Consider the following 13,092-nt stretch of genomic DNA (forward strand, 5'->3'; position numbering starts at 1 on the left):
CAGGGAGACGACAGATGACAGTGTTGAAGAGCCTCGGCTACGTCACCGTGCAGACCGCCGACATCGACCGGTGGCGGCACTTCGCCTTCCAGGTTCTGGGTTTCGCCGAGGGCAGCGGACCCGACGACTCGTGTCTCTATCTGCGGATGGACGAGCGGGCCGCCCGCATCATCGTGCGCCCCGGTGACACCGACCGGATCGTCACCGTGGGCTGGGAGGTGCGCGACCATGCGGCGCTCGAACAGGTCAAGCGCGACCTGGATGCGGCAGGGACGCCGTTCAAACAGCTCTCGCTCGAAGAGGCCGACGCCCGCAGGGTCGAGGAGGTCATCGCGTTCGAGGATCCCGCGGGCACCGCACTGGAGGTGTTCCACGGGGCGGTGCTCGACCACAGCCCCGTCGTGACGCCGTTCGGAGCCCGATTCGTCACCGGCGCACAGGGTCTCGGCCATGTGGTGCTGCCCGCACTGGACGTGAACGGGGTCTTCGAGTTCTACACCGGGGTGCTGGGCTTCCGGTCCCGCGGGGCGTTCCGCGTTCCCGTACCGCCCGAGTTCGGCCCGGTTCGGGTGCGCTTCCTCGGCATCAACGAACGCCACCACAGCCTGGCGATCTGCCCCGCGTCGACCGTGCGTGATCCCGGTCTGGTGCACCTGATGGTGGAGGTGGACAGCCTCGACGCCGTCGGCCAGGCGCTGGACCGGGTGGCCGCCGACGGATACCAGCTGTCCTCGACACTGGGCCGGCACACCAACGACAAGATGGTGTCGTTCTACGTCCGCGCACCCGGCGACTGGGACATCGAATTCGGCACCGAGGGGATGCGGGTCGACGAAACCTATTACACCGCTGAGGAGATCACCGCCGACAGCTACTGGGGCCACCAGTGGGTGGGTGACCTCCCCGCGGCGATGCGCCCGTGACGGCCGACGACGTCCGGCCCGTCCCCGCCTCGTCGGTCACCTCCTGGGACCACGAGGCCGACGTGGTGATCGCCGGGTACGGCGTCGCCGGTGCCGCCGCGGCGGTCGAGGCCGCACACGCGGACGCCGACGTGCTGGTGCTCGAACGAACCGGTTCGTGGGGCGGAGCGGCCTCGATGGCCGGCGGGTTCATCTACCTCGGCGGCGGGACACCGATTCAAAAAGCCTGCGGCTTCGAGGATTCGGTCGACAACATGGCGGCGTTCCTGAACGCGGCCATGGGCCCCGGTGCAGATGACCGCCGGATCGCCGACTACTGCGAGGGCAGCGTCGCGCACTTCGACTGGCTGGTCGAATGCGGGGTCCCGTTCAAGGCCGAGTTCTTCGGCGAACCGGGCTGGGAGCCGATGGGCGACCAGGGCCTGATGTACAGCGGCGGGGAGAACTCGTATCCGTTCAACACCATCGCCACGCCGGCCCCTCGCGGACACGTCCCGCAGATGTCGGACAAGAAGCAGGGTGAGGCGAGCGCCGGCTACATGCTGATGAAACCGCTCGTCGAGACCGCGACCGCGGCCGGCGCCCGCGCGCTGTACGACGTGCGGGTCCAGCGCCTGGTGGTCGAGGCCGACGGCCGGGTGACCGGCATGTGCGCCCGCCAGTACGGCACCGACGTCACGATCCGCGCGCGCCGCGGGGTGGTGCTGGCCACCGGCAGCTTCGCCTACAACGACGCGATGGTGGCTCAGTACGCCCCGCGGATCGCGGGACGTCCCGCGGCGTCGATCGAACAGCACGACGGTCAGGCGATCCGGATGGCCCAGGCGCTCGGCGCCGATCTGGCGCACATGGACGCCACCGAGGTCGCGATCTTCATCGACCCGCAGCAGTTGGTGCGCGGTGTCCTGGTCAACGAGCGGGGCCAGCGGTTCGTCGCCGAGGACACCTATCCCGGCCGGGTCGGGCAACTCACGCTGTACCACCAGAACAACACCGCGTACCTGATCATCGACGGCGACGCGCAGGAGGAGGCGATGGCCTCGCTGTCGCCTCAGCTCATGATGCGGCCGCCGACGTGGGTGTGCGAGACCGTCGCCGAACTCGAGGCCGAGATCGGACTGGCACCCGGATCGCTGCAGACCACGATTGCCGCCTACAACGACGGCGCGGCGCGCGGGGAAGATCCACTGCTGCACAAGAAACCGCAGTGGCTGCGTCCGGTCGGGTCCCCGGTCGGGGCGATCGATCTGCGCGAGAGCACCGGGGGATTCACCCTGGGCGGCCTACAGACCTCGCTGGACGGGGAGGTGCTGCACGTCGACGGGGAGCCGATCCCCGGGCTGTTCGCCGCGGGCCGCTCGACCGCCGGCCTGGCCGCCTGGGGATACGCCAGCGGAATCTCCTTGGGCGACGGCAGTTTCTACGGCCGCCGGGCAGGACGCGCCGCCGCGAAGGGCTGATCGCCTCCGGACCATGGCCGTGACCCAGCCGGGTCACGGCCATATCGGCGTGGCCGAATGTGGGCTGAATCCAGTTTCAAGATCCAAGTGACACAGCCCACTCGGTTGTGATACAAACAGGCATATTCCTAATAGGAATATGCCTGATCTTCACTTCAGCCCCAGGAGGCGCCATGACGGTCCAACCAGGACTGGCTCCAGTCAGCCCGGAATCCACCCCCAGCGCGGTCATCGACCGGGTCTCGCTGGTGCTCGATGCCTTCGACGGCCCCGGCCGGCTGACGCTGGCCCAGATCGTCCGGCGCACGGGGCTGCCCCGGTCGTCGGCGCACCGCATGCTCGAACGCCTCGTGCAACTGCGCTGGCTGCGCCGCAACGGCCGCGACTACGAGCTGGGCATGCGGTTGGTCGAACTCGGGTCGCTGGCCGTACACCAGGACCGGCTGCACCGGGCGGCGACGCCGCTGCTGCACGATCTGCACCGCGCGACGGGTCTGGTGGTGCACCTCGCCGTCCTGGACGGCGCCGACGTGGTCTACCTCGAGAAGATCGGCGACCGGATGGTGGCCGCACTCCCCAGCCGGGTCGGCGGCCGCCAGCCCGCGCACTGCACCGCGATCGGCAAGGCGCTGCTCGCCTACAACGCGGATGCGTGCGACGACGTCGACCTCGACAATCGCCGGACCAAGTACTCCATCGGCAGCGCCGCCCAGCTGGCGAACGAACTCGCCAAGACCCGCGCCCACGGTGTCGCCTTCGACCGCGAGGAGTCGCTACCCGGGTTCGGCTGTGTCGCAGCGCCGATCGGCGCACCCGGCGAAGCCGTCGCGGCGCTGTCCGTGTGCGGGCCGATGGGCCGCATGGTCTTCGACCAACGTCTCGCCGCGCCGGTCCGGATGACCGCGATGGGCGTGTGGCGCAACGTCGAAGGCGGGCCGCAGCGCGTCGCGCCGACCCTGCAGCAGGTGCGGCCACTGCGCAGCGGCCCCACGCCGCGTCCGGCCCACGAGTCGACCGCCCTGCAGCTCGCATGACCGGGGCGCTCGACCCGCAGATCGCCGACCTCATCGAGGGGCTGGACCGCGGCTTCCCACCGGTGCAGACCATGACCGGCGCGCAGGCACGGGCCACGATCCGCTCCCGGTTCATCGCCCCCGCCGAACCCGAGCCGGTCGCCGCGGTCGAGGACCGCAGCGTGGGTGAGATCCCGATACGGATTTACCATCCCGCCGGTGCCGGACCCCTGCCCGTCCTGGTCTACGCCCACGGCGGCGGTTTCGTGTTCTGCGACCTCGACAGCCACGACGGGCTGTGCCGCGACATCGCCAATCAGACTGCCGCCATTGTCGTTTCGGTCGACTACCGACTGGCTCCCGAGCATCCGTGGCCGGCCGCGGCCGAGGACGTGTACGCGGTCACGCGGTGGGTGGCGGACAACTGCACCGCACTGGGCGCCGATCCCGGACGTATCGCGGTCGGCGGTGACAGCGCCGGAGGCAATCTGGCCGCGGTCACCGCCCTGATCGCCCGGGACCGCGGCGGGCCTTCGCTGGTCGCCCAGTTGCTCGTCTACCCGATGGTCACCCCCGATTTCACCACCGAGTCGTACCGGTTGTTCGGGTCCGGGTACTACAACCCGGCCGAGGCGCTGCGGTGGTACTGGGATCAGTACGTACCCAACGACTTCGACCGCACGCACCCCTATGTGTCGCCGCTGCACGCCGATCTGAGCGGGCTGCCGCCTGCTGTCGTGGTGATCGCCGGCCACGATCCGCTCCGGGACGAGGGTGTGCGATTCGGTGAGGCGCTGTCCGCGGCCGGGGTGCCCACGGTGGTGCGCCGTTTCGACGGTGGCATCCACGGCTTCATGACCATGCCGAGCCTCGAACTCGCGCAGACCGCCCGCGCGCAGCTGTGCCAGGATGCCGTCGCTCTGCTGACGGGAGTTCCCGCCGGTGGCTGAGGTTTTCGTGACCGACCGGGTGGTCACCCGGCCCGGACGCACCCGCGAGTTCGTCGACGCCTATCTCACCGGATACGCGCCCGGGGCGCGGCAACGCGGGATGACGCTGCAGCGGGTGCTGGTGAGCCCGCCGATCTGGTTCGAGGACCAGCCGAACACCGTCACCGTGACCTGGTCGCTGCCCAGCGCCAGGGCATGGTGGGAGATGACGTGGCAAGGCCGACCCGACCCTTCGATCGGCGAATGGTGGACCGGGATCGACCAACTCGTCACCGAACGCAGCCGGGAGGTGGCCGCCGATGCCGCCGACGTGGACGGACTCTGCGATGTATAGCGTCATCCGCCTGCTCGACGTGGACGAGTCGGAGCGCGACGACGTTCTGGACACGTTGCGCCGAAGCACCTTCGGCGCCGAGTGGACGCTCGTCGAACCGACGCTGCCCGGGGTACGCAACGGCGGCGACATCCTCGTGCGGTTGCGGTTCTCCGACCGGCACGCGCGTGCCGACGCCGTGACGAAGCTCGACGAACTGCTGGACCGCAATGCCGTCCGGCACGTCAACGGCGCCACCTACAGCGGCTCATCCACCCCCGGCGCCGACGGGATCGCCACCGTCTATCGGGCATTGCTGCTGCGCGTACGTCCCGGGACCGATGAGGCGACCGTCCGCCGATTCGAGGACGATTTGCGGCTACTCCCCCGCTACGTGCGGACCATCCACTCGTGGCAGCTGAGCCGGGTCGAGGACGCCATCGGCACGTCGACGTGGACGCATGTGTTCGAGCAGGAGTTCACCGATGTCGACGGGTTGATGGGCCCGTACCTCATGCATCCGATTCACTGGGCGTACGTCGACCGGTGGTTCGATCCGGAGTGTCCGGACATGATCGTGCGGGATCGGGTGTGCCACAGCTTCTGCCGCAACGACGCGGTGGTGCACGCCTGAAGCCGCTACAGCCCTGCCGGCCGGATGTTCGGATTCGCCGTCGCCGGCGGCTCCAGCGGCGGCAGGACCGCGCTGCCGTCGAGAGTGTGCACCGGTAACCCCTGCGACCACGGATAGTGCAGGCTGAAGGCGACGAGCCCGGTGCGATCGGCCGCGGGCAGATGGCACATCGCTAGCACGGTCTCGGCGAGATACTCGACGGGTTCGGTCGGGAACGTGTCCGGGATCAGCTGGGACGCACCGGGAGTGCGCACAGCCGTCGACGGGCCGACGCAGTTCACGGCGATGTCGTCGTCGACCAACTCGGCGGCCAGACCCTGGGTGAAGCGGTGCAAGGCGGCCTTTACCGAGGCGTAGACGACGTCGCCGGACGATTTGTTGTACTCACGGAACGGCCGCACGGGCGCCATTCCGGTGACCGAACCGATGTTGACGATCCACCCCGCGCCCTGGGTGCGCATGTGCGGAATCGCGCACTGCGACAGGACGAACGGAGTGCGTAGATAGTGCTCGACCGTGCGGTCGAAGGTGTCCATGGCCATGTGCTCGACGACGGAGTAGTCGGCGTATCCGGCGTTGTTGACGAGGATGTCGAGCCGGCCGGTACGGTCGAGCACCTCGTCGATCAGTCTCAGCCGCTGCTGCTGGTCCTCGAGGTCGGCCGCCACCCCGCAGGCGGTTCCGCCCGCCGCCTCGATCATCTCGACGGTCTCCCCGATGGTTCCGGGCAGCGCGGCCGCGGCACCGGCCCGTACGGACGGTGACGGGGTGTGCGAGCGCGCCGTGACGACCACCGTTGCCCCCTCCGCGGCCAGGCGCTGCGCGATCGCCCGGCCGATGCCGCGGCTGCTTCCGGTGACGAGCGCGGTCTTACCGCTGAGCAGGCGACTCATCGGATCACGAAATGGTCTTCGACCGGCGCGCGGTGCTGCTGCCATACGTCGATCAGACGGTACGGGGTGGCGACCACCACCCGCCCGGACCCGGACCGGTAGTAGGTGTGGGCGTTCGGCGTATGACACCACACGGTGCGCGACATCGCGTCGTCGATGTCGGCCACGTAGTCGTCGTACGCCTCCTGCGTCACCTCGATGGTGGTCGCCCGTCGTGATGCCATGAGCTGCAGGCATTCCATGATGTAGTGCGCCAGCACCTCCATCGAGAAGTTGGCGCCCGCACCGTGGCCGGGGCTGTAGTTCGGCGCCGAGGTGATGAACAGGTTCGGGAAGCCGGGCACCGTGCCGCCGCGATAGGCGCGGGGGCTGTCACCCCACTCTTCGCGCAGCGTACGGCCGCCGCGCCCGCGGATGTCCACGGTGGACAGGAAATCCAGGTGGTAGCCGGTGGCGTAGACGATGACGTCGAGGTCGATCTGCCTGCCGTCCTGGGTGACGATGCCCCGCGCGTCGACCTCGGCCGGTTCGCTGGCCTCGACGTCGACGTGATCGCGGGTCAACGCGGCGTAGTAACCGCCCGGATCGCGGATGATGCGCTTACCGTACGGGGCGAAGTCGGGCGTGACCTTCTTCGCGAGTTCGGTTCCCTCGCCGAACATCCGGTCGATGTACTCGAGGCACATCTGCAGCAGGACGTCGTTGGCCGGCGAGATCGACAGGTGCCTCTCGGCCCACTCCGGATCGCGCACGATGACCGGATAGTTGTTGTCGGCGGTGGCCCAGTACGACTTCAGCCGGTGCCAGTTCGCGTAGTAGGGCAGGTGCCGGCCGAGGTAACGGCGGTACTCGGGGACGTCGTCGGAGAGCCGTTTGCGCGGCGCGACCCAGTGCGGCTGGCGCTGGAACACGGTCAGGTGCTCGACCTGGTCGACGCAGGCGTCGACGATCTGCACGGCCGTGCAGCCCGCACCGATGATCGCCACCCGCTTACCCGTCAGGTCGAGCGACGGGTCCCACTGCGCCGAGTGGACGCTGATCCCGGCGAACGTGTCGCGGCCCGGGATGTCCGGCCACCGCGGGCGATTGAGGTAGCCGGCAGCGGTGATGACGACACGCGAGTGGCTCACGCTGCGGTTGCCGTCGCGGTCGACCGCGTGGATCTGCCACTCCTGCCGGTCGTCGTCCCACCACAGCGCCTCGACCTCGGTGCCGAACCGGGTGTGCTCCCGCAAGCCGTGTTTGTCGGCCAGCGACACCAGGTAGGCCTGGTATTCGGCGCCCTGCGGGTAGTAGTTCGTCCAGTCGGGATTCACCTCCCGCGACAGCGAGTAGTACGCCGACGGGGTGTCCACGCCGATGCCGGGGTATTTCGTGGTCAACCACGTGCCACCGACCTCGTCGTTGCGGTCGAGGATCTCGAAGGCGACCCCGGCATCGCGGGCGGCCAGCGCCGCGACGATCCCGGCGATGCCGGCACCGATGATCGTGACCGTCGTCGACGCCGGGATCGGCACATCCCGTGGAAGTGTGGGTTGGGAGAGCTGGAACCCGCCCTGCTCGAGCAGCAGCGGGACGAATTCGTCCTCGACGTCGGAGCCCAGCGCCACCGGCAGCAGCCGGGTGAATAGGTTCGGGTCGTCGGCGGCGAGCCCGCCCGACCGCGGGGTGTCGAGGGCCTCGACGATCCGGTCGACCAGGGCCTCCATGGTGTCCGGGTCGGTGACGCCGGCCCGCTCCGGAGGGTCCGGTATGTGCGAGATCGCCGGTGCGAACTCGTCGATGACCGAGGGGTCGCCGGTCATCTGCGCCAACACCGCCACGAGGACACCGGGGTCGGCCTGGCGCAGGTGGCTCCTCAGCTCCGCATCAGTCGTCACGCCGACGAGTATCGGACCGGCGTCGCGCGCCGAGCACTGTCGTGCCTACTGAGCGGGACAGCCGTCCGTGGCGGGCGACCGGGCGTGTTTGGGTTTCCCCATGGATGCCGCCATGGACCCGGTCGTCGTGCAGGCACGCAGTCACACGCTCGGTGACATCCCCCGCCGGTCGGCGCGCAGGTTTCCGGACAAGACGGCGATCGTCGACGGCGACGTGGTCCTGACGTTCGCCGAGTTCGAGCGTCTGGTGGACCGGGCGGCGGCGGCGTTGCAGGACAACGGCTTCGGCCCCGGTGACCGCATCGCCCTGCTGTCTCACAACTGCTGGCAGTACGCCGTCCTGGCCTTCGCGACCGCCCGTGCCGCGGTGGTGCTGGTGCCGATCAACTTCATGCTGACCGCCGAGGAGATCTCCTACCTGCTGGGCCACAGCGGGGTCCGCGGTTTCCTCGTCGAGGCCGACCTGACGGCGACAGCCGAGGAAGCCATGCGGTTGGGCGGCTCGGTGACGACGAAGGTCGCGCTCGTACCGGACGGGGACGCCCCCGCGGAGGGTTGGGACGATTTCGCCCGGTGGCTGACCACCGAATCCCCCGCACCCAGCCCGCACATCGACGACGACCAACTGCTGCGACTCATGTACACCAGCGGCACGGAATCGCGCCCGAAGGCGGTGATGCACAGCAGCCGGAGCCTGATGTGGCAGTACGTCAGCACCATCGTGGCCGGGTCCATGGCCGGCGACGACGTCGAGGTCCATTCACTGCCCCTCTATCACTGCGCACAGCTGGACAACTTCCTCGCCACCGACGTCTATCTCGGTGCGACGAGCATCATCCTGCCGCGGCCGGAGCCGGAGCTGGTGCTGCGCACCATCGAGCGCTACGGCGTCACCAACTACTTCGCGCCACCGACTGTCTGGATCAGCCTGCTGCGCTGCCCGGTCTTCGACGAGGTCGACCTTTCCAGTCTGCGCAAGGGTTACTACGGCGCCTCGGCGATGCCGAGGGAGATCCTGGCCGAGCTCCGCGAACGCCTGCCCGACCTCCGGCTGTGGAACTTCTACGGTCAGACCGAGATGGCGCCCCTGGCATCGGCGCTGGGACCCGACGAACAGGACGCCCACGCCGGTTCCGCCGGGCGTCCGGTGGTCAACGTGGAGACCACCATCCTCGACGAGGACGACACCCCCGTCGCCACGGGTGTGGTGGGTGAGATCGCCCACCGCAGCCCACATCTGATGCTCGGCTACCTCGACGACGCGGCCAAGACCGCAGAAGCGTTCCGGGGCGGCTGGTTCCACTCCGGCGACCTCGGTTACTACGACGAGCACGGCCTGCTGCACGTCGTGGACCGCAAGAAGGACATGATCAAGACCGGCGGTGAGAACGTCGCGAGCCGGGAGGTCGAGGAGACCCTGTACCGGCACGCCGGTGTGCAGGAGGCCGCGGTCTTCGGCCTGCCCCACCCGGTGTGGGTGGAGACGGTGGTGGCCGCGGTGGTCCTCCGCGACGGCAGTGCCGTCACCGAGGACGACATCATCGCGCACTGCCGTGCGCACCTCGCCGGATACAAGACGCCGAAGCAGGTCTTCTTCGTCGACACACTGCCGAAGAACCCCAGCGGGAAACTGCTCAAACGCGATCTGCGGCAACGGTTCAGCGCCGCCCACAGCCACTGAGAGGGAACACCTGTGTTCGAAGGACGGATCGCGCGTTTCGACGCACCCGGACAACCGTTCGTGATCGACACCGTCGACCTGGCCGACGTCGGTCCGGGCGAGATCCTCGTCAAGGTCACCCGGACCAACATCTGCGGGTCGGATCTGCACGCCTGGCACGGCACCTTCGCCACCCGCGGACTCGGCGGGCAACTGCCCACCGTCCTCGGCCACGAGATGGTGGGTGCCGTCGCCGCACTGGGCGACGGCGTCACCGCGGATTCGAACGGCGTGCCGTTGGCCGAGGGCACCCGCGTGGTGTTCCCCTACTTCTACTCGTGCCACCGCTGCCGCAACTGTCTGCTGGGGCGGCGGGGCGCCTGCCTGAACCTGAAGATGGCGATGCTCGGGCGTGCCGACGAACCGCCGTACTTCGTCGGTGGGTACGGCGACTACTACCTGCTACCTGCGGGCGCGGTGGTCTACACCGTGCCCGACGTGGTGTCCGACGAGGTCGCCTCGGGTGCGAATTGTGCACTCTCACAGGTCATGTACGGGCTCGAGCGGGTGGACCAGCAACTCGGTGAGGTGGTGGTGGTGCAGGGCGCCGGGGCGCTCGGCCTGTACGCGGTCGCCGTGGCCAAGGCCCGCGGCGCCGCCAAGGTCATCGCGATCGACGGAGTCCCCGAGCGTCTGGAGTTGGCGACGGCGTTCGGCGCCGACGCGGTCGTCGACATCACCGAGGCGACCACGGTCAAGGACCGCGCGAAGATCGTGCGCACGCTGACCGACGGCCACGGCGCCGACGTGGTCGTCGAGGTCGTCGGCCACCCCGCGGCCATCGACGAGGGCCTCAAACTGCTCGGTCAGTTCGGCCGTTACGTCGAGATCGGCAACATCAACATCGGCAAGACCTTCGAGTTCGACCCGTCGCGTTTCGTATTCGGCAACAAGACGATGGTCGGTGTCTCGCTCTACGACCCAGCCGTGCTGTCGCGGGCCCTGACGTTCCTCGAACAGCACCAGGACCACCTGCCGCTGGACCGTCTCGCCGCGGCGCACTACCCGCTCGACCACATCAACGAGGCATTCGCCGCCGCCGACGGCAAACGCGATGTCCGCGCGAGCATCATCCCCTGATCGAGAAGGAATCCATGCACGACTACACCCGGAAGACCCTGTTCATCGACGGCCGCTGGGCGACCCCGGACGGCGGCGACGCGATCGAGGTCATCGACCCCGCAACCGAGCAGGTGATCGGATCGGTCCCCGACGGCACAACCGCCGACGTCGACGCGGCGGTCGCCGCGGCGCGCCGAGCCTTCGACCCGCTGATCACCGTCGCCGAACGGCGCGAGCGCCTCGATCGGGTGATCGCCGCCATGGAGAAGCGGCTTCCCGACATCGGCGAGACGATCACCCGCGAGATGGGCGCCCCCGTGCGGATCGCGCAGGGGGTGCAGACCAAGGTGCCGCTGGCGGTGGCCCGTGGCATCGCCGACGTACTCGCCACCTTCGAATTCGAAGAGCGGATGGGCAATTCGCTGGTCGTCCGCGAACCCTACGGGGTGGTCGGCGCCATCACGCCGTGGAACTACCCGCTCTACCAGGTGGTCGCCAAGGTGGTGCCGGCGATCGCGGCGGGCTGCACCGTCGTGCTGAAGCCGAGCAACGAGGCGCCGCTGTCGGTGTTCGAGTTCGTCGAGGCCCTCGACGAGGCCGGCCTGCCGCCCGGGGTGGTCAACCTCGTCTCCGGCAGCGGACGCGTGGTGGGCGAGCGGATCGCCGAGCACCCGGATGTCGACCTCGTGTCGTTCACCGGATCGACGGCGGTCGGCCAACGGGTCGCCGAGCTCGCCGCGAAAACGGTGAAGAAGGTGGCGCTCGAGCTGGGCGGCAAGTCGGCCAACGTCATCCTCGAGGGTGGCGACCTGACGACGGCGGTGAAGGTCGGTGTCGGGAACGCATACCTCAACGGAGGCCAGACCTGTATGGCCTGGACGCGGATGCTGGTGCCGGAGAGCCGTTACGGCGAGGCGCTCGAGCTGGTCGAGGCGGCCGCCGCCAGGTACACCGTCGGTGACCCGCTCGACCCGGCCACGCGTATCGGACCGTCGGCGTCGGCATCGCAGTTCGCCACCGTGCGCGGATTCATCGAGCGCGCCCAGCGCGACGGCGCGCGGCTGATCACCGGTGGCGCCGAGAAGATCCGCGACATCGGCTACTACGTCGCGCCGACCGTCTTCGCCGACGTCGACCCCGATTCCGAACTCGGTCAGGAGGAGGTCTTCGGACCCGTCCTCGCGGTGATCCCGTTCCGCGACGAGGACGACGCCGTGCGGATCGCCAACGGCACCCCGTACGGGCTGGCGGGTGCGGTGTGGGCCGGGGACCTCGATCATGCGATCGCCTTCGCGCGCCGGGTGCAGACCGGGCAGCTCGACCTCAACGGCGGCGCGTACAACCCCGTGGCGCCGTTCGGCGGGTACAAGAAGTCCGGCGTCGGCCGGGAACTCGGCCGCGCGGGCTTCGAAGAGTTCCTGCAGACCAAATCCCTGCAGCTGCCCGCATGACCGCCGACATGAGCGGTCCGTTGCGCATCACGACGACCGCAGCCATTCAGGTGTGGACGATCGATCTGCCGCACGTCGGCAATGCGATCACCGACGACGGCTTCATCGCCGCGTTCGAGGCCGCGGTCCACGCCGTCAACGCCGACAACGCGATTCGTGCCGTCATCCTCACCGGTGAGGGCAAGATCTTCTCCGCCGGCGGCAACGTGAAGGAGATGGCGGACCGGCAGGGCATGTTCGGCCTGGAGCCGCTCGATCAGCGGCGCGCATACCTCGACGGCATCCAGCGCATTCCCCGTGCGCTCGAGCGGCTCGAGGTGCCGTTGATCGCCGCGGTCAACGGGGCCGCGGTCGGCGCCGGGTGTGACCTGGCGATGATGTGCGACATCCGGATCGCCTCCGACCGTGCGTCGTTCGCCGAGAGCTTCGTACAGGTCGGGCTCATCCCCGGGGACGGTGGCACCTGGTTCCTGCCGCGGGCGGTCGGATATGCGCGCGCCGCGGAGATGACGCTGACCGGGGACCGCATCGACGCGGCCACGGCGGCGGAGTGGGGCATGGTCAGCCGCGTCGTTCCGCACGAGGATCTTCTCGCCGAAGCGCAGGCGCTCGCCGAGCGCATCACGAAGAACCCCGCTCACGTCCTGCGGATGGCCAAGCGCCTCCTACAGGAATCGCGGACCGGTTCCCTGGAGTCGACGCTCGGAATGGCCGCGGCGATGCAACCACTCGCCCATCGCGATGCCGAACACGAGCGGCGCATCAGCCGGTGGCGGAGTTGACGTGTTCCGCT

General features: G+C 69.1%; 12 protein-coding genes. 10 read left to right on the top strand and 2 right to left on the bottom strand.

From position 1 onward, the window contains the following. Positions 1–14: 14 nt before the first annotated feature. The 6 genes from bphC (at position 15) to G6N49_RS21815 (ending at position 5,293) form a co-directional block, all read left to right on the top strand. Positions 15–923: a biphenyl-2,3-diol 1,2-dioxygenase gene (bphC, locus tag G6N49_RS21790; RefSeq protein ID WP_011854343.1), complete on the top strand. Its 909-nt coding sequence runs from the start codon at positions 15–17 to the stop codon at positions 921–923. After that, positions 920–2,383, top strand: a complete 1,464-nt coding sequence (locus tag G6N49_RS21795; RefSeq protein WP_083044558.1) for an FAD-dependent oxidoreductase — start codon at positions 920–922, stop codon at positions 2,381–2,383. Before bphC ends, G6N49_RS21795 begins: the two co-directional genes overlap by 4 nt. 173 nt (positions 2,384–2,556) lie before the next feature. Further along, positions 2,557–3,417, top strand: a complete 861-nt coding sequence (locus tag G6N49_RS21800; protein WP_011768019.1) for an IclR family transcriptional regulator — start codon at positions 2,557–2,559, stop codon at positions 3,415–3,417. Then, complete coding sequence (locus G6N49_RS21805; protein ID WP_064874535.1) at positions 3,414–4,346, top strand: LipP1 family hormone-sensitive lipase; 933 nt, start codon at positions 3,414–3,416, stop codon at positions 4,344–4,346. The genes G6N49_RS21800 and G6N49_RS21805 overlap by 4 nt, the downstream gene beginning before the upstream one ends. Beyond that, positions 4,339–4,680 (top strand): hypothetical protein, encoded by a 342-nt coding sequence (locus G6N49_RS21810; RefSeq protein WP_064874533.1) that lies wholly within the window; start codon positions 4,339–4,341, stop codon positions 4,678–4,680. Before G6N49_RS21805 ends, G6N49_RS21810 begins: the two co-directional genes overlap by 8 nt. Beyond that, positions 4,673–5,293 carry a Dabb family protein gene (locus G6N49_RS21815; protein WP_011557739.1) on the top strand — a complete coding sequence of 207 codons (621 nt, stop codon included), beginning with the start codon at positions 4,673–4,675 and terminating at the stop codon, positions 5,291–5,293. The genes G6N49_RS21810 and G6N49_RS21815 overlap by 8 nt, the downstream gene beginning before the upstream one ends. 5 nt (positions 5,294–5,298) lie before the next feature. Here the strand turns inward: G6N49_RS21815 and G6N49_RS21820 are convergent, their stop codons facing one another. Both G6N49_RS21820 and G6N49_RS21825 read right to left on the bottom strand, forming a co-directional pair. After that, on the bottom strand, positions 5,299–6,186 hold the full coding sequence (locus tag G6N49_RS21820; RefSeq protein WP_011854337.1) for an SDR family NAD(P)-dependent oxidoreductase: 888 nt from the start codon (positions 6,184–6,186) through the stop codon (positions 5,299–5,301). Then, positions 6,183–8,066: a flavin-containing monooxygenase gene (locus G6N49_RS21825; protein ID WP_083044557.1), complete on the bottom strand. Its 1,884-nt coding sequence runs from the start codon at positions 8,064–8,066 to the stop codon at positions 6,183–6,185. Before G6N49_RS21825 ends, G6N49_RS21820 begins: the two co-directional genes overlap by 4 nt. A gap of 100 nt (positions 8,067–8,166) precedes the next feature. On the opposite strand from G6N49_RS21825, the gene G6N49_RS21830 reads away from it, so the two are divergent. The 4 genes from G6N49_RS21830 to G6N49_RS21845 are packed head-to-tail and all read left to right on the top strand — an operon-like array spanning position 8,167 to position 13,081. Next, complete coding sequence (locus G6N49_RS21830; protein ID WP_225891796.1) at positions 8,167–9,747, top strand: acyl-CoA synthetase; 1,581 nt, start codon at positions 8,167–8,169, stop codon at positions 9,745–9,747. A gap of 12 nt (positions 9,748–9,759) precedes the next feature. Further along, the gene (locus G6N49_RS21835; RefSeq protein ID WP_011768018.1) at positions 9,760–10,866 is read left to right on the top strand and encodes a zinc-binding dehydrogenase; all 1,107 of its coding nucleotides are present in this window, start codon (positions 9,760–9,762) and stop codon (positions 10,864–10,866) included. Between the two features lie 14 nt (positions 10,867–10,880). After that, positions 10,881–12,299: an aldehyde dehydrogenase family protein gene (locus G6N49_RS21840; protein ID WP_011557734.1), complete on the top strand. Its 1,419-nt coding sequence runs from the start codon at positions 10,881–10,883 to the stop codon at positions 12,297–12,299. An 8-nt stretch (positions 12,300–12,307) separates the two neighbouring features. Beyond that, the gene (locus tag G6N49_RS21845) at positions 12,308–13,081 is read left to right on the top strand and encodes a crotonase/enoyl-CoA hydratase family protein (protein WP_179967859.1); all 774 of its coding nucleotides are present in this window, start codon (positions 12,308–12,310) and stop codon (positions 13,079–13,081) included. Positions 13,082–13,092 lie beyond the last annotated feature (11 nt).

It is taken from the genome of Mycolicibacterium monacense, assembly GCF_010731575.1.
GTDB lineage: Bacteria > Actinomycetota > Actinomycetes > Mycobacteriales > Mycobacteriaceae > Mycobacterium > Mycobacterium monacense.

Excerpts from the sequence above, each read along its gene's own strand:
- bphC (WP_011854343.1), top strand. The coding sequence starts at position 15 with ATGACAGTGTTGAAGAGCCTCGGCTACGTCACCGTGCAGACCGCCGAC.
- G6N49_RS21800 (WP_011768019.1), top strand. The coding sequence starts at position 2,557 with ATGACGGTCCAACCAGGACTGGCTCCAGTCAGCCCGGAATCCACCCCC.
- G6N49_RS21805 (WP_064874535.1), top strand. The coding sequence starts at position 3,414 with ATGACCGGGGCGCTCGACCCGCAGATCGCCGACCTCATCGAGGGGCTG.
- G6N49_RS21815 (WP_011557739.1), top strand. The coding sequence starts at position 4,673 with ATGTATAGCGTCATCCGCCTGCTCGACGTGGACGAGTCGGAGCGCGAC.
- G6N49_RS21820 (WP_011854337.1), bottom strand. The coding sequence starts at position 6,186 with ATGAGTCGCCTGCTCAGCGGTAAGACCGCGCTCGTCACCGGAAGCAGC.
- G6N49_RS21830 (WP_225891796.1), top strand. The coding sequence starts at position 8,167 with ATGGATGCCGCCATGGACCCGGTCGTCGTGCAGGCACGCAGTCACACG.
- G6N49_RS21840 (WP_011557734.1), top strand. The coding sequence starts at position 10,881 with ATGCACGACTACACCCGGAAGACCCTGTTCATCGACGGCCGCTGGGCG.
- G6N49_RS21845 (WP_179967859.1), top strand. The coding sequence starts at position 12,308 with ATGAGCGGTCCGTTGCGCATCACGACGACCGCAGCCATTCAGGTGTGG.